Raw genomic sequence first — 17,086 nt, 5'->3', positions numbered from 1 at the left:
AAAGAGCCATGCCAAAACGTACAGACATAAAAAGTATCCTGATTCTGGGCGCGGGCCCGATTGTTATCGGTCAGGCGTGTGAGTTTGACTACTCGGGCGCCCAGGCCTGTAAAGCCCTACGCGAAGAGGGTTACCGCGTTATTCTGGTGAACTCCAACCCGGCGACCATCATGACCGACCCGGAAATGGCCGATGCGACCTATATCGAGCCGATTCACTGGGAAGTGGTACGTAAAATTATCGAAAAAGAGCGCCCGGACGCGGTACTGCCGACTATGGGCGGCCAGACCGCGCTGAACTGCGCGCTGGAGCTGGAGCGTCAGGGCGTGCTGGCAGAGTTCGGCGTCACCATGATTGGCGCGACCGCCGATGCGATCGATAAAGCGGAAGACCGTCGTCGCTTCGATGTGGCGATGAAGAAAATCGGCCTCGACACCGCGCGTTCCGGCATTGCGCACACCATGGAAGAAGCGCTGGCGGTGGCCGCTGACGTTGGCTTCCCATGCATCATCCGTCCGTCCTTCACCATGGGCGGCACCGGCGGCGGTATCGCCTATAACCGCGAAGAGTTCGAAGAAATCTGCGAACGCGGCCTGGATCTCTCTCCGACCAACGAACTGCTGATTGATGAATCGCTGATCGGCTGGAAAGAGTACGAGATGGAAGTGGTGCGCGATAAGAACGATAACTGCATCATCGTCTGCTCGATTGAAAACTTCGATGCCATGGGGATTCACACCGGCGACTCCATCACCGTCGCTCCGGCGCAGACCCTGACCGACAAAGAATACCAAATCATGCGTAACGCCTCGATGGCGGTGCTGCGTGAAATCGGCGTGGAAACCGGCGGTTCTAACGTACAGTTCTCGGTGAACCCGAAAGATGGTCGCCTGATCGTTATCGAAATGAACCCGCGCGTATCCCGCTCTTCGGCGCTGGCCTCGAAAGCGACCGGCTTCCCGATTGCCAAAGTGGCGGCGAAGCTGGCGGTGGGCTACACCCTTGACGAACTGATGAACGACATCACCGGCGGCCGTACTCCGGCCTCCTTCGAACCGTCCATCGACTATGTTGTGACCAAAATTCCACGCTTTAACTTCGAAAAATTCGCTGGCGCTAACGACCGTCTGACAACGCAGATGAAATCCGTCGGCGAAGTGATGGCGATTGGCCGCACGCAGCAGGAATCGCTGCAGAAAGCGCTGCGCGGCCTGGAAGTGGGCGCCACCGGCTTCGACCCGAAAGTCAGCCTCGACGATCCGGAAGCGCTGACCAAAATCCGTCGCGAGCTGAAAGACGCGGGCGCCGAGCGTATCTGGTACATCGCTGATGCCTTCCGCGCCGGTCTCTCCGTCGACGGCGTCTTCAACCTGACCAACATCGACCGCTGGTTCCTGGTACAAATCGAAGAGCTGGTGCGCCTGGAAGAGAAAGTGGCGGCAGTGGGCATCAACGGCCTCGACGCTGACTTCCTGCGCCACCTGAAGCGTAAAGGCTTTGCCGATGCGCGTCTGGCGAAGCTGGCGGGCGTGCGCGAAGCGGAAATCCGCAAGCTGCGCGACCAGTACAACCTGCACCCGGTCTACAAGCGCGTGGATACCTGCGCGGCGGAATTCGCCACCGATACCGCCTACATGTACTCCACTTATGAAGACGAGTGTGAATCTAATCCGTCCGTCGACCGCGATAAAATCATGGTTCTCGGCGGCGGCCCGAACCGTATCGGCCAGGGTATCGAGTTTGACTACTGCTGCGTACACGCCTCGCTGGCGCTGCGCGAAGACGGGTACGAGACCATCATGGTCAACTGTAACCCGGAAACCGTTTCGACCGACTACGACACCTCCGACCGTCTGTACTTCGAGCCGGTAACGCTTGAGGACGTACTGGAAATCGTGCGTATCGAGAAGCCAAAAGGCGTTATCGTGCAGTACGGCGGCCAGACCCCGCTGAAGCTGGCGCGTGAACTGGAAGCCGCGGGCGTACCGGTTATCGGCACCAGCCCGGACGCTATCGACCGCGCGGAAGACCGCGAGCGCTTCCAGCATGCGGTTGACCGTCTGAAGCTGAAGCAGCCGGCGAACGCCACCGTGACCGCGCTTGAGCAAGCGGTTGAGAAGGCAAAAGAGATCGGCTATCCGCTGGTGGTACGCCCGTCTTATGTGCTCGGCGGCCGCGCGATGGAAATCGTTTATGACGAAGCTGACCTGCGTCGCTACTTCCAGACCGCGGTGAGCGTTTCTAACGATGCGCCGGTGCTGCTCGATCGCTTCCTCGACGATGCGGTTGAAGTCGATGTTGACGCTATCTGCGACGGCGAAATGGTGCTGATTGGCGGCATCATGGAGCACATCGAACAAGCGGGCGTGCACTCCGGCGACTCCGCCTGTTCTCTGCCTGCCTACACCCTGAGCCAGGAAATTCAGGATGTGATGCGCGAGCAGGTACAGAAGCTGGCCTTCGAGCTGCAGGTTCGCGGCCTGATGAACGTACAGTTCGCGGTGAAGAACAACGAAGTGTACCTGATTGAAGTGAACCCGCGCGCGGCGCGTACCGTACCGTTCGTCTCGAAAGCCACCGGCGTACCGCTGGCGAAAGTGGCGGCGCGCGTGATGGCCGGTAAAACCCTGGCGCAGCAGGGCGTCACCAAAGAAATCATCCCGCCGTACTACTCGGTGAAAGAGGTGGTGCTGCCGTTCAACAAATTCCCGGGCGTTGACCCGCTGTTAGGGCCGGAAATGCGCTCTACCGGGGAAGTGATGGGCGTGGGCCGCACCTTCGCGGAAGCGTTCGCCAAAGCGCAGCTGGGCAGCAACTCCACGATGAAGAAACAGGGGCGCGCGCTGCTCTCCGTTCGCGAAGGCGACAAAGAGCGCGTTGTCGACCTGGCGGCAAAACTGCTGAAACAGGGCTTCGAGCTGGATGCAACCCACGGTACCGCGATTGTACTGGGTGAAGCCGGTATCAACCCGCGTCTGGTGAACAAGGTACATGAAGGTCGTCCGCACATTCAGGACCGTATCAAGAATGGCGAATATACCTACATCATCAATACCACCGCAGGTCGTCAGGCGATTGAGGATTCCAAGCTGATTCGCCGCAGCGCGCTGCAGTACAAGGTGCATTACGACACCACCCTGAACGGCGGTTTCGCCACCGCGATGGCGCTGAATGCCGATGCGACCGAGAAGGTCATTTCGGTGCAGGAAATGCACGCGCAAATCACCAAATAAGCGCACCGGCCGGGCCGGAAAGCGAAACAGAGGGGCTGACGATATCGTCAGCCCTTTTTTTTTACGGCAACCATCTTCGGAGAGTTCTGCTTTTATCTGCCTGCCAGGTCAGGCTAACTATAGTTAGCACGATAACGATACCAATTGATGAAAAGACAGGAGGATACAATGCGGAACAAAATTCTGGTGGCATCCGCGCTGGCGGCAACGGCGATGGTATTTGTGGCAGGTTGCTCATCAAATCAGTCGCTCAAAACGACAGATGGCAAAACAATTGTGACCAGCGGTAAGCCGCAGGTTGATGATGATACTGGCCTGGTATCCTACAAAAATGCGGAAACCGGTCGCGTGGAGCAGATTAATCGCGACCAGGTGAAGTCAATGGACGAGCTGGATAACTAAAAAAAAAAAGCAGTGGCTCCGGCCACTGCTTTTTACCTTTCATTGTACGGCGATTACCAGCGGTGATTCAGCAGAATGTGGCCGCCATAAGCGGCGTAGCTGTTTTCACCCCATTCGCCGCTGGCGCGCAGCGAGATTGTGGTCGTCTCGTTCACATTGCCGGTTACGCCCAGCTCTAGCTGACCGCGGTCGTCCGGCGTATCGTTGCTGACTTTTTCGCCATTGAACGCCAAATCGTTTTGACCCGCGCCTTTCAGCCAGTTCACCGCGACATACGGCTGCCAGGCTTTAACATCTTGCTGCTCAAAGTAGCTGGTCTTCACGCCGAGACGGCCAAACAGGCTGTTGTTGTCCAGGGTTGATACCCGCACGCCATCCGGGTCGGTGTGATTTTCCTGATCGAGATAGCTGTAGATCACCTGCGCCTGAGGCTCAATCTTCCACGTACGCGCGCTTTCTGAAGGGATCACCCACGCATGGCCGACTTCAACAGAGGCGGCAAAACCTTTACTGTCATACTTTTCATTATTGCGATTGCTGGTGACGGTGTTGTTATACCAGCTGTATGATGCCCAGGTATCGATGTAGCTGCCGAGACGCAATTTCGGGTCTTCCTGCCAGGTGGCGTACAGGCCAACGTTGAAACCGTCGACTTTACCCTGTGCGGTACGCACATTGTGTTTTGCATCTGAATCCGTTTTCGCCTGACCTGCGCCAAACATGCCGCCCGCGCGCAGTATCCCTTTGTCCATCGGCTTGCTGATGACATCACTGCCCACCTGGAGTACGGTGGTGGTGGTGTCGTAGCTGACTTTATCGCCGCCGGCATCGTTCTCATGATAGCGGCCCTTCACGTACATCCAGGTGTTCAGGTCGTCTGTATTACGGAAGGTGAGCTGGTCACGATCGTCACGTTTATGCAGGAACATACTCTGCGCCGCGAGATAGTTACCCAGATAAGCGCCAACTTCCGGGGCCATGACTTCTGGCAGGGGTTGACCGCCATTATCGGTGCCGCTACCGCCATCGGTACCGCTACCGCTACCGCCATCGGTGCCGCTACCGCCATCGGTGTTGCTACCGCCATCGGTACCGCTGTCACCATCGTCAGTATCATCCGACGGATCGTCTGACGGGCTCGCTTTGGATTCCAGATACCAGTTACCGTTGTCGTGTTGATACAGACCATACTCATAAGCCCCGGCGACAACCGGTTTGGATAAAGTTAACTGTGCTTCTGAACTGCCGCCGACGCTGACAACCTCCATACCATTAACGGTTTGCGCGCCCAGCCCGCCGATATTGGCGATGCTGACGCCAGACTGACCGTAGCTGCTGCCGGTGATGGACAGATGGTCGGTCGGCGAGCTGTCTTCGCCAAGTTGGCTGTTCATCACGATTTGGCTGCCGGCGGAGCCGGTATAGTCGCCGTTAATCGTAAAATTGTTGCCAACGCTATTATCGGCGGCGCTGAGTAACAGCGTGCCGCTGTTGCTTACATTGCCATTAATGGTGTCGACGCCGGATGTTCTTAGCGTTGAGTTACCGTCAACCGCATTCCACGCCGCGAGGATACCGCCGCTGAGGACATCAATGTTGTTATTGACTTCGCCTGCGCTGGCAAATTGCGCGCCATTTTCGATGGTGAGGGTGGCGCCGCTGCCGGCGACGCCGAGAGTAGCGCCTTCCGCGACCAGAGTGGTGCCGCTTTTCAGAAGCGTATTGCCGGTATAACTATTGGCGCCGGTTAAGGTCAGGGTATTGGCATCGACTTTTTCCACGTTGCCGCTACCGATGATACCGGTGGCAAAAGTAGAGTCGCTTCCCTGATTGAAGATCAGCGTGCCGTTATTGGTCAGGCTGCCGGTGAGGGTCGCAGTTTTCTGCCCGTTGCCTAACTGTAGCGTGGCCGCTTCCGCTACCAGCGTGTTGCCGCTATTAGCGACAGCGCCCGCCAGCGTCAACTGGCCGCTATTAACCTGGAGGGAATCGCCGCTGCCGATGATGTCGAGGTTGCCGGTGAGCGTCCAGTCTTCACCGTTCATTTTCACGGAGGCAAAACCGTCGCCATCGTTAAGGCCGACAAAGTTGCTGTCTTCCGTACCAGAACCGACTAGCGAGAGTGCGTTACCCGTTGAGCCCGTGGAGATGACATCGCCGATGAGGGAAGAGCCGGTATTGAGTACCAGGCTGTTATTTTTGCTGCTGGCAAACATCACGGCCGCATCGCCGCCGCCGAGTAAACCGCTGTTGATGATATCGGCTTTCGCGTCATTAGCGACGTTGATACCGTTCTGGCTACCCTGCACGGTGCCGCTGTTGTTAATTTTGCTGTTGCCGTCGCTTAATGCAACACCATCGCCTGCGGTACCGGTGATGGCGCCGCTGTTATCTAACCCGAGGCCGATTTGCGAACTCAGGCCGTTTTTCCCGCTAATCACGCCGGTATCGGTATTGGTGATACTAATTGCCGATGACTCTTCGCTAACGAAAATACCGTTGTTGGCGCCAGTAATGATTCCGCTATTATTAAAATCACCCGCCATTGATTGCACGTTAACGGCATTGTCAGTTGCAGATGAAATAATTGCATTTTCATTATTATTAATTTCTACTGGTTGCGCATCGATATTAATATTCAGACCGATTCCCGAACCGGAAATATTGCCTTCATTGGTAACTTTTTCGACTTTCATCCCGCTAACGGATACTGCTGGGGTGTTATCTGCGGAGGAGACGGTGACGTCTCTATTGATGACGTACTCGCTATCAGCCGAGAAGTCTTGCGGCACGGAGGTTGACTCGGCAATCGTGCCTGCGCTGACAACAATTGGCGTAAACATTAATAAGGCGGGAAATATTCTCGCCAGCGTTTTGGTTGTTCTGTTTAGTTCAAAATGTTTGTTGCTCATATACACGTCCATTTGCGTAAATAGCGCTTCCGGTTAACGCTATATATTAGAGTTTTGTTTTTGATTTAAAATTTTGGGGCTCAAAATGAAGAGCGTAAAATTATTGGTTGTACATTGTGGGGTGTATAGATTTATTTATTAAAGAATGATTTAATCTCGCCTTAAAATATCCAGTGACTGTATCATTTCTAATGATAAATTCGTATGAGGAATTAAATGGGGCGCCAATTGTGCTCTGGGACGCCTGCATTTTTGTTGTGATGGGAGGATTATCATTAGCTGCGATCGACTTTTCCTCAGGCATTACCCCCTTTCAGTGAGCGAGTTAACTGTCTACACTCACTGCTACAAGAATACAAAAGACAGGCCCATTCATGATTCTGATAATTTACTCGCATCCTTATCCGCATCACTCCCATGCGAATAAGCGGATGCTTGAGCAGGCAGGGACGCTTGATGGCGTAGAGATACGCTCCCTCTATGAGCTATATCCCGACTTCAATATTGATATCGCTGCCGAGCAGGCGGCGCTGGCGCGCGCCGATCTGGTTATCTGGCAGCATCCAATGCAGTGGTACAGCGTGCCACCGCTGTTAAAACTGTGGATGGATAAAGTCCTGTCCCACGGCTGGGCGTACGGCCACAACGGTATTGCGTTACACGGTAAATCGTTAATGTGGGCGGTTACTACCGGCGGCGGCGAAAGCCACTTCGATATTGGTTCATTCCCCGGCTTTGACGTGCTGGCGCAGCCTCTGCAGGCAACGGCGCTGTACTGTGGTATGAAATGGCTGCCGCCGTTTGCCATGCACTGTACCTTTATCTGCGATGACGAAACGCTGCAGGCGCAGGCCCGTCATTATCGTCAACGCTTAATCGAATGGCAGGAGGCGCATAACAATGGATAGCCATACGCTAATACAGGCGCTGATTTATCTCGGTTCCGCTGCGCTTATCGTGCCGATCGCCGTGCGTCTTGGGCTGGGATCGGTGCTCGGATATCTGATTGCCGGCTGCGTTATCGGCCCGTGGGGACTGCGGCTGGTTACTGACGCTGAGGCGATTCTGCATTTTGCCGAAATCGGCGTGGTGCTGATGCTGTTTGTTATAGGTCTTGAACTGGATCCGCAGCGCCTATGGAAACTGCGCGCCTCGGTATTTGGCGGCGGCGCGCTGCAAATGGTGGTGTGCGGCGCGTTTATCGGCCTGTTCTGCATGCTGCTTGGCTTGCGCTGGCAGGTTGCGGAGCTGATCGGGATGACGCTGGCGCTGTCGTCGACGGCGATTGCGATGCAGGCGATGAACGAACGTAACCTGACGGTGACGCAGCTGGGACGTAGCGCCTTCGCCGTCCTGTTGTTCCAGGACATCGCCGCTATCCCTCTGGTCGCGATGATTCCGCTGCTGGCGGCCAGCGGCGGTTCAACCACGCTGGCCGCGTTTGCGCTGTCGGCGTTAAAAGTGGCCGGCGCGCTGGCGCTGGTGGTGCTGTTAGGGCGCTATTTGACCCGGCCGGTGCTGCGCTTTGTTGCCCGTTCCGGCCTGCGCGAAGTGTTCAGCGCCGTGGCCCTGTTCCTGGTCTTCGGCTTCGGATTGCTGCTGGAGGAAGTCGGGCTGTCGATGGCGATGGGCGCGTTTCTTGCCGGGGTGCTTCTCGCTAGTTCTGAATACCGCCATGCGCTGGAGAGCGATATCGAACCGTTTAAAGGGTTGCTGTTGGGGCTGTTCTTTATCGGCGTCGGTATGTCTATCGACTTTGGGACCCTGGTCACCCATCCGCTACGTATCCTGATCCTGCTGGTGGGTTTCCTGGCGATTAAGGCCTTGATGCTATGGTTGATTGCTAAACCACTGGGTGTACCGCGCGCGCAGCGCCGCTGGTTTGCCGTATTATTGGGGCAGGGGAGTGAGTTCGCTTTCGTGGTCTTCGGCGCCGCGCAGATGGCCGATGTGCTGGATAGCGAGTGGGCGAAGGCGCTGACGCTGGCGGTGGCGCTATCGATGGCGGCAACGCCTATCCTGCTGGTGCTGCTGACGCGAATGGAGAAATCCGCCAGTAACCAGGAGCGCGAAGCGGACGAGATTGATGAAGAGCAGCCGCGGGTAATTATCGCCGGTTTTGGCCGCTATGGGCAGATAGCCGGCCGTGTGCTGCTTTCCAGCGGGGTGAAAATGGTTATCCTCGATCACGATCCGGACCACGTTGATACCCTTCGCAAGTTCGATATGAAGGTGTTTTACGGCGATGCCACGCGGGTGGATCTGCTGGAATCGGCGGGGGCGGCTAAGGCGGAAGTGCTGATTAACGCCATCGACGATCCGCAGGCCAGCCTGCAACTGGTGGAGCTGGCGAAAGAACATTTCCCGCATCTGCAGATCATTTCACGCGCCCGCGATGTCGATCACTACATTCAGCTGCGCCAGGCCGGGGTAGAAGCGCCGGAGCGCGAGACCTTCGAATCGGCGCTGAAAAGCGGCCGCATGACGCTGGAAGCCTTAGGTCTGGGCGCTTATGAGGCCCGCGAGCGCGCCGATCTGTTCCGCCGCTTTAACCAGCAGATGGTGGAAGAGATGGTGGCGATGGCGGAAAATGACGCTGCCTCGCGGGTGGCGGTGTTCAAGCGTACCAGCGATATGCTTACCGGCATCATTAATGAGGACCGTAATCATCTGTCGCTAGTGCAGCGTCACGGCTGGCAAGGTACTGAAGAAGGACGGCACACCGGAGACGTCCGCGATGAGCCGGAGAATAAGCCTTCAACCTAAGGTGGTAAGCAAATGTTGCGTTAACTTTACAGCTAACATTTTGTTTTCAATTTAGTTCCTGATCTGGCGGCTCATGAGGCTTACGTGGGCTCGCCAGCAAATCTAAAAATTTTCTTATTCTTTACTCTTCGTTCAGTCGACGAAGTATTACGCTTTCCGTATAGTGGCGGCAATTTTTTGCATTCGGGATATTTTCAATGATTAGTCTGATTGCGGCGTTAGCTGTAGATCGCGTAATTGGCATGGAGAACGCTATGCCATGGGACTTGCCTGCCGATCTCGCCTGGTTTAAACGTAACACCTTAAACAAGCCGGTGGTAATGGGGCGTTTGACCTGGGAATCCATCGGTCGCCCGTTGCCAGGACGTAAAAATATCGTTATCAGCAGCAAGCCAGGCAGCGACGATCGCGTGCAGTGGGTGAAGTCTGTTGATGAAGCGATTGCCGCCTGCGGCGACGCGGAAGAGATTATGGTGATCGGCGGTGGCCGCGTTTACGAGCAGTTCCTGCCAAAAGCGCACAAACTCTACCTGACCCATATTGATGCGGAAGTGGAAGGAGATACCCATTTCCCGGATTACGATCCGGACGAGTGGGAATCGGTGTTCAGTGAGTTCCACGATGCCGACGCGCAAAACTCCCACAGCTACTGCTTCGAGATCCTCGAGCGTCGTTAAGCTAACATAGCGTGGATTGAAAAACCCCGGTCGCGTCAGGCGTGACCGGGGTTTTGTTTTATCAGGTATCTCCCGTACCGGAGGTAGCCCGGATAAGGCGCAGCGCGCCGCCATCCGGGATCGACTCAGGAGGCGACCGCTTCGCCTTCGTCGAGGCTTTTCTGGCGGTTGGAACGCTGGGTGAAATACGTTTTATCTTCCCAGCGCAGGCAGGTCAGGTCGCCGCCCCAGCAGCAGCCGGTATCCAGCGCATAGATACCTTCCGGCGTACCGCGGCCTTCCAGCGACGCCCAGTGGCCAAAGGCGATACTGTACTCGCGGGCGACCGGGCCCGGAATGGCAAACCATGGCTTAAGCGGGGCTGGCGCGTCTTCCGGCGCCTCTTTGCTGTACATATCCAACTGGCCGTTCGGGAAGCAATAGCGCATGCGGGTGAAGGCGTTGGTGATAAAGCGCAGGCGCGCCAGGCCGCTGAGCTCATTGCTCCAGTGGTTCGGCATATCGCCATACATCGCGTCGAGGAAGAACGGATAAGAGTCGCTCGCCAGCACGGCTTCGACATCGCGCGCGCACTGTTTGGCGGTTTCCAGATCCCACTGCGGCGTGATGCCGGCATGAGCCATCACCAGCTTTTTCTCTTCATCGACCTGCATCAGCGGCTGGCGACGCAGCCAGTTGAGCAGTTCGTCAGCGTCGGGCGCTTCCAGCAGCGGCGTCAGACGGTCTTTGGGCTTGTTGCGGCTAATGCCGGCAAATACCGCCAGCAGATGCAGGTCATGGTTGCCCAGCACGATGCGCACGCTATCGCCGAGCGTTTTCACGAACCGCAGCACTTCCAGAGAGCCGGGGCCGCGCGCGACCAGGTCGCCGGTGAGCCACAGGGTATCCGTATCAGGATTAAACTCCACCTGCTCCAGCAATGCGATCAGTTCATCGTAGCAACCATGAATGTCGCCAATAAGGTATGTAGCCATTGTTTTTAATGTATAAGCGTTGGAACTGCGAGACGGAAGACAGGGATCTCGATAGTGAACGGTGCGCCGTTGCTATCAATCATCTCATAATGACCCTGCATGGTGCCCAGCGGCGTTTCGATAACCGCGCCGCTGGTGTATTGATACTCTTCGCCGGCAGGGATGTGCGGCTGTTCGCCGACCACCCCTTCACCCTGGACTTCCGTCTCGCGACCGTGTCCATTGGTGATGAGCCAGTAGCGGCCGAGAAGCTGAACCTGACTCCGCCCCAGGTTGCGAATAGTGACGGTGTAAGCGAAGACGTAGCGCTCTTCTTCCGGAGAAGATTGCGATTCGATATAGACGCTTTGCACCTGGACGCAAACACGAGGCGAATTAATCATGGTTAGCTCTCCTTCGAAGGCAGATTGTTGGATAACCAGTTGGCCATCTTACAGTACTGCTCTACAGAAATATTTTCCGCACGTACCGCCGGGTCAACGCCCAGCTCCGTCAGCACCTCAACGCTAAACAGATTGCCGAGACTATTACGGATGGTCTTACGGCGCTGGTTGAAGGCTTCAGTGGTGATACGGCTCAGCACGCGGACATCCTTCACCGGGTACGGCATGGTGCGGTGCGGCACCAGGCGCACGACGGCGGAATCCACTTTTGGCGGCGGCGTAAAGGCGGTCGGCGGGACTTCAAGTACCGGGATCACCTGGCAGTAGTACTGCGCCATTACGCTTAATCGACCATACGCTTTACTATTCGGCCCGGCAACCAGACGATTAACCACTTCCTTCTGCAGCATAAAGTGCATATCGGCAATGGCATCAGTATAGCTGAAGAGGTGGAACATCAACGGCGTTGAGATGTTGTACGGCAGGTTGCCGAAGACGCGCAGCGGCTGGCCCATTTTCTCCGACAGTTCGCCGAAGTTCATGGTCATCGCATCCTGCTGGTAAATGGTCAGCTTAGGGCCGAGGAACGGATGCGTCTGCAGGCGGGCCGCCAGATCGCGGTCCAGCTCGATAACGGTTAACTGGTCGAGGCGTTCGCCGACCGGTTCGGTCAGCGCGGCGAGACCCGGGCCGATTTCGACCATCGCCTGGCCTTTCTGAGGATTGATGGCCGAAACAATGCTGTCGATCACGAACTGATCGTTGAGAAAGTTTTGCCCGAAGCGTTTACGGGCTAAATGGCCCTGATGGACTCGATTATTCATTGGGTATTAACAATCATTTTGATGGCGAGATTAAGCGCCGTGATAAAACTGCCGACGTCCGCTTTCCCCTGACCGGCTAATTCCAGCGCGGTCCCGTGGTCAACGGAGGTACGAATAAAAGGTAAACCGAGCGTAATATTCACGCCGCGGCCAAAGCCCTGGTATTTTAGCACGGGCAGGCCCTGATCGTGGTACATCGCGAGTACCGCATCGGCATTATCGAGATATTTTGGCTGAAAAAGGGTATCCGCAGGCAGCGGACCGCTTAAATTCATGCCCTTTGCCCGCATCTCTTCCAGCACGGGAATAATGGTATCGATCTCTTCCGTCCCCATGTGGCCGCCTTCGCCGGCGTGGGGATTCAGGCCGCAAACCAGCACGTGCGGCTGAGCGATACCGAATTTATGCCGCAGATCGGCATCGAGGATGGTAATTACTTCGCGCAGCAGCTCTGGCGTAATTGCCTCGCTTATTGCTTTTAGCGGCAGATGGGTGGTGGCCAGCGCGACCCGCAGCTCTTCGGTCGCCAGCATCATCACCACTTTGCTGGCGTGAGCGCGTTCTTCAAAGAACTCGGTATGGCCGGTGAAGGAGATACCGGCGTCATTGATGTTGCCTTTGTGCACCGGCCCGGTAATCAACGCCGCGAATTCTCCCTTAAGGCAGCCATCGCAGGCGCGCGCCAGGGTTTCCACCACATAGTTGCCGTTAGCGACATTAAGCACGCCCGACTGTACCGGCGCGTTGAGGGCAACGGGAAGTAGCGTGAGCGTGCCCGCCCGCTGCGGCTGTGGAGGAAGGGTTGGATCGTAAGGGAGGAGCGATAAAGGAAGACCGAGCTGGCGGGCTCGGTCAGTTAACAGTGCGCCATCGGCGCAGATAACCAGTTCAACCGGCCAGTCGCGCTGTGCAAGCTCGGCGACAAGATCGGGACCAATCCCCGCGGGCTCGCCGGGAGTGATAACAACACGTTGCATAGAAACGTTCCTTCGGGCCAGGGGGGCCCGGCTGCGCAGTCGACCCCAGCCGTTGCTGGGGCGACCGGTCTCCCCTCCCGCTACGCTTTTAAGGCGTGGAGAGGGGAGAACTTTAGTTGCTCAGAATTTTGACGTAAGCGCTGGCGCGCTGTTCCTGCATCCAGGTTGCCGCTTCTTCAGAGAATTTGCGGTTCATCAGCATGCGGTAAGCACGATCTTTCTGCGCGGCGTCGGTTCTGTCGACGTTGCGGGTATCCATCAGTTGGATCAGGTGCCAGCCGAAGGAGGAGTGAACCGGGCCGCTGGTCTGGCCTTTGTTCAGACGCATCAGCGCATCGCGGAACGCGGGATCGAAGATATCCGGCGTCGCCCAGCCTAAGTCGCCGCCCTGATTGGCGGAACCCGGATCCTGGGAAAACTCTTTCGCCGCTTTATCGAATGTGGTCTTACCGCTCTTAATGTCAGCGGCGATCTGTTCCAGTTTCGCCTGCGCCTGCGCGTCGTTCATGATCGGCGACGGCTTCAGCAGGATGTGGCGGGCATGGACTTCGGTGACGGAGATGTTCTGGCTGCCGCCGCGCATATCGTTAACTTTCAGGATATGGAAGCCGACGCCGGAACGAATCGGACCGACAACATCGCCTTTCTTCGCGGTACTCAGCGCCTGAGCGAAGATACCCGGCAGCTCCTGAATACGGCCCCAGCCCATCTGGCCGCCTTTCAGCGCCTGCTGGTCAGCAGAGTAGGTGATAGCCAGTTTGCCGAAGTTAGCGCCGTTACGGGCCTGTTCAACGACGGACTTCGCCTGCTCTTCCGCAGCCGCAACCTGATCGGAGGTTGGGTTTTCCGGCAGCGCGATGAGGATGTGGCTCAGGTTCAGCTCGGTGCTGGCATCGTTCTGATCGCCAATCTGCTTGGCCAGCGCTTCAACTTCCTGCGGCAGCACGGTGATACGGCGGCGCACTTCGTTGTTACGTACTTCCGAAATCAGCATCTCTTTACGGATCTGGTTACGGTAGGTGTTGTAGTTGATGCCTTCATAGGCCAGACGGCTACGCATCTGATCCATCGACATGTTGTTCTGTTTGGCGATGTTGGCGATGGCCTGGTCAAGCTGATCGTCGCTGACTTTCACGCCCATTTTCTGACCCATTTGCAGAACGATCTGGTCCATGATCAATCTTTCGAGGATCTGATGACGCAGGGTCGCGTCATCTGGCAGCTGCTGTCCCGCCTGACCAGCGTTGAGCTTCACCGACTGCATCAGACCATCGACGTCGCTTTCCAGAACAACGCCATTATTGACGACAGCCGCTACTTTATCGACCACCTGCGGGGCGGCGAAACTGGTATTCGCGATCATGGCGATACCGAGAAGCAGCGTTTTCCAGTTCTTCATACTTTTTCCATTTCAATTAACCGCAAATGCGGATTACGTTTTAAACCAGACGCCTTACAGCGAGCTCTGGTACGGCAAAATGTTCGAGCGCAGCATCTGCTGGGTGCCAAGACCGTAGTTGGAGCTCAGACCACGCAGTTCGATGTTGATACCGAAGGTGTTGTCGTATTTGCTCTCACCGCCGTTGTTGTTATCCCAGCCGTTGATCTTACGTTCGTAGCCAAGGCGGATAGCGTAGCAGCAAGAGTTATACTGTACCCCTAACATCTGGTTAGCCGCTTTTTTGGTATTGGTATCGAAGTAGTACGCGCCGACCACTGACCAACGATCGACAATCGGCCAGCTGGCGGTCATACCCACCTGAGAAATACCTTCTTTGTACTGCTGAGCGGTGGAATACGAAGGCAGCGTCGCCTGAATATATTCCGGACTCGCGTAACGGTAGTTCAGTTGCACTAAGCGGTTTTCGTCGCGGCGGTATTCAATGGTTCCGTTGCCGGTTGCGACGTTATCCAGACGCGTATCGTACTGGATCCCCCCGCGTAAACCCCAGTTATCGGTGATACGCCAGTAAGTATCGCCGGCCCAGACCAGTGAACCCGTGGTGTCGTTATTCTCCCAGTTGATGTTGTCCGCACCGGTGCGAGACTCGGTGAAATAGTAGATTTGACCAACGGAAATATTAAAACGTTCAACGGCCGCGTCATCATATACGCGAGATGTGACGCCGGTGGTGACCTGGTTGGCTGACGCGATACGGTCAAGGCCGCTGTAGGAGCGGTCGCGGAACAGGCCGCTATAGTCGGACTGCAGCAGTGTCGAGTCGTAGACGCCAATGTGGCTCTGGTCGCGATACGGGATGTACAGGTACTGCATGCGCGGTTCCAGGGTCTGGGTATACCCTTCCTGCATATCGCGTTCGAAGACCATTTTGCCGTCGATTTTGAATTGCGGCATCACGCGGTTAACCGAATCTTTGTAATCGGTACCGTTAGCGGTGTTGTACTGATCGAGATTACTCTGCTGATAGTGGGTCGCCAGCAGCTTCGCCTCGGTATTGATGCTTCCCCAGCCGTTAGACAGCGGCAGGTTGATCGTCGGCTCCATGTGCAGGCGCGTTGCTTCTGGCATATCGCCGTTGGTGTTGACGAAGTGCACCGCCTGCGCATACAGATGAGTATCGAACGGACCGACGTCATTCTGGTAGGCGTTAATATCGAGCTGAGGCTCAGCAGCGTAGGAGTTGCTTGAGCTACGGTCGAAGACCTGGAACTGCTTGGTCGACACGGTGGCGTCAAAGTTCTGGTTAACGTAACCGGCGCTGAATTTCTGCGTCGCGTAGCCGTCGGTACTGGAACCGTACTTAGAGCTAAAGTCGTTAAAGTAATCCGGGTCGCTGACTTTGGTGTAGTCGGCGTTCAGACGCCACACCTGATCGATAACCGCGTTGTGGTTCCAGTAGAACATCCAGCGGCGGCTATTGCTGTCGTTGGAGTGATCGTCTTCGTACACTTTATCGGAAGGCAGGTAATCGAATTCGAATAAACCTGCGCCCGCCTGGGTCAGATAACGGAATTCGTTTTCCCACATTACGCCGCCGCGTTTATTCATATAGTGCGGCGTAATGGTGGCGTCGAAGTTCGGCGCGATATTCCAGTAATAGGGCAGCGAGAACTCAACGCCATTTTTAGTGCTGTATTTGGCGTTGGGGATCAGGAAGCCGGAGCGGCGCTTATCGCCGACCGGCAGCTGCAGATACGGGCTATAAAAAATAGGGACGGAACCCAGCTTAAAGCGCGCGTTCCAGATTTCGGCAACCTGCTCTTCGCGGTCATGGATAACTTCGCTGCCGACGACGCTCCAGGTATCAGAACCCGGCAGACAGGAGGTAAAGCTGCCGTTTTCCAGAATGGTATAGCGGTTTTCGCCGCGCTGCTTCATCAGGTCGGCGGTACCGCGCCCCTGACGGCCAACCATCTGATAGTCGCCTTTCCAGACGTTAGTATCTTTGGTGTTCAGGTTCGACCACGCCTTCGGCCCCTTCAGAATAACCTGGTTATCGTCATAATGAACGTTGCCAAGCGCATCAACGGTACGCACCGGCTGCGGTTGCCCCGCCGGCTGCTGCTGATGCAACTGCACCTCGTCGGCCTGCAGGCGACTATTCCCCTGATTAATATCAACGTTGCCGGTAAACACGGCATTATCGGGGTAGTTGCCTTTCGCATGATCGGCGTCAATCGTTACCGGTTGATCGTTAGGCTTCCCTTCAACGAGAGGACGATTATAGCTTGGCACGCCAAGCATACATTGCGTGGCGAGATCGGCGGCCATGCCCTGTTGGCTATACAAGGCGCTGGCGATCATGGTGGCCAGGAGGCTGGGGATACGTTTTTTCATACGTTTTATTTGTTGTTCCGTCATCTTGTGGCAGCGGCTTGCAAACGGTCAGAGCCTAACGTACTCATCTTAATCGCGCTAGTCTTAATCCGCTCGTTTCGTTTCTGAGCGTTAGGCACCGTGTAGAATGGCGAGTATG

12 protein-coding genes are annotated in these 17,086 nt (G+C 56.1%); 5 read left to right on the top strand and 7 right to left on the bottom strand.

All coding sequences use genetic code 11. From position 1 onward, the window contains the following. Positions 1-8 precede the first annotated feature (8 nt). Complete coding sequence (carB, locus tag ABLV66_RS21305; protein ID WP_045397278.1) at positions 9-3,233, top strand: carbamoyl-phosphate synthase large subunit; 3,225 nt, start codon at positions 9-11, stop codon at positions 3,231-3,233. Positions 3,234-3,401: 168 nt separating this feature from the next. Beyond that, positions 3,402-3,635, top strand: coding sequence for a YgdI/YgdR family lipoprotein (locus ABLV66_RS21300; protein ID WP_015704368.1), 234 nt, complete (start codon positions 3,402-3,404; stop codon positions 3,633-3,635). Positions 3,636-3,688: 53 nt separating this feature from the next. On the opposite strand, the gene ABLV66_RS21295 is transcribed toward ABLV66_RS21300, so the two are convergent. Then, positions 3,689-6,547: an autotransporter family protein gene (locus ABLV66_RS21295; protein WP_348876880.1), complete on the bottom strand. Its 2,859-nt coding sequence runs from the start codon at positions 6,545-6,547 to the stop codon at positions 3,689-3,691. Positions 6,548-6,921: 374 nt separating this feature from the next. Between ABLV66_RS21295 and kefF the strand changes: the two genes are divergently transcribed. From kefF to folA, 3 genes are all read left to right on the top strand, one after another. Further along, positions 6,922-7,455, top strand: coding sequence for a glutathione-regulated potassium-efflux system oxidoreductase KefF (gene kefF, locus ABLV66_RS21290; RefSeq protein WP_015704370.1), 534 nt, complete (start codon positions 6,922-6,924; stop codon positions 7,453-7,455). After that, on the top strand, positions 7,448-9,313 hold the full coding sequence (kefC, locus tag ABLV66_RS21285; RefSeq protein WP_032715999.1) for a glutathione-regulated potassium-efflux system protein KefC: 1,866 nt from the start codon (positions 7,448-7,450) through the stop codon (positions 9,311-9,313). Before kefF ends, kefC begins: the two co-directional genes overlap by 8 nt. Before the next feature lie 197 nt (positions 9,314-9,510). After that, entirely contained in the window at positions 9,511-9,990 is a 480-nt protein-coding gene (gene folA / locus ABLV66_RS21280) for a type 3 dihydrofolate reductase (RefSeq protein ID WP_015368294.1), read from the top strand. Positions 9,991-10,115: 125 nt separating this feature from the next. On the opposite strand, the gene apaH is transcribed toward folA, so the two are convergent. From apaH to lptD, 6 genes are all read right to left on the bottom strand, one after another. Further along, a complete protein-coding gene (gene apaH / locus ABLV66_RS21275) occupies positions 10,116-10,964 on the bottom strand; it encodes a bis(5'-nucleosyl)-tetraphosphatase (symmetrical) ApaH (protein WP_045397283.1) in 849 nt (282 codons plus the stop codon). A 5-nt stretch (positions 10,965-10,969) separates the two neighbouring features. After that, positions 10,970-11,347 carry a Co2+/Mg2+ efflux facilitator ApaG/CorD gene (gene apaG, locus ABLV66_RS21270; protein WP_045397284.1) on the bottom strand — a complete coding sequence of 126 codons (378 nt, stop codon included), beginning with the start codon at positions 11,345-11,347 and terminating at the stop codon, positions 10,970-10,972. A 2-nt stretch (positions 11,348-11,349) separates the two neighbouring features. Continuing rightward, positions 11,350-12,171 (bottom strand): 16S rRNA (adenine(1518)-N(6)/adenine(1519)-N(6))-dimethyltransferase RsmA, encoded by an 822-nt coding sequence (gene rsmA, locus ABLV66_RS21265; protein WP_015368291.1) that lies wholly within the window; start codon positions 12,169-12,171, stop codon positions 11,350-11,352. Continuing rightward, a complete protein-coding gene (gene pdxA, locus ABLV66_RS21260) occupies positions 12,168-13,148 on the bottom strand; it encodes a 4-hydroxythreonine-4-phosphate dehydrogenase PdxA (protein ID WP_348876879.1) in 981 nt (326 codons plus the stop codon). The genes rsmA and pdxA overlap by 4 nt, the downstream gene beginning before the upstream one ends. 112 nt (positions 13,149-13,260) lie before the next feature. Further along, entirely contained in the window at positions 13,261-14,547 is a 1,287-nt protein-coding gene (surA, locus tag ABLV66_RS21255; RefSeq protein WP_045397288.1) for a peptidylprolyl isomerase SurA, read from the bottom strand. 54 nt (positions 14,548-14,601) lie between these two features. Then, a complete protein-coding gene (gene lptD / locus ABLV66_RS21250; protein WP_032713339.1) occupies positions 14,602-16,947 on the bottom strand; it encodes an LPS assembly protein LptD in 2,346 nt (781 codons plus the stop codon). Positions 16,948-17,086: the final 139 nt, after the last annotated feature.

Source organism: Klebsiella sp. CN_Kp073, assembly GCF_040065495.2.
GTDB classification, from domain to species: domain Bacteria; phylum Pseudomonadota; class Gammaproteobacteria; order Enterobacterales; family Enterobacteriaceae; genus Klebsiella; species Klebsiella aerogenes.
This window is presented reverse-complemented; position numbering and strand designations above follow the sequence as displayed.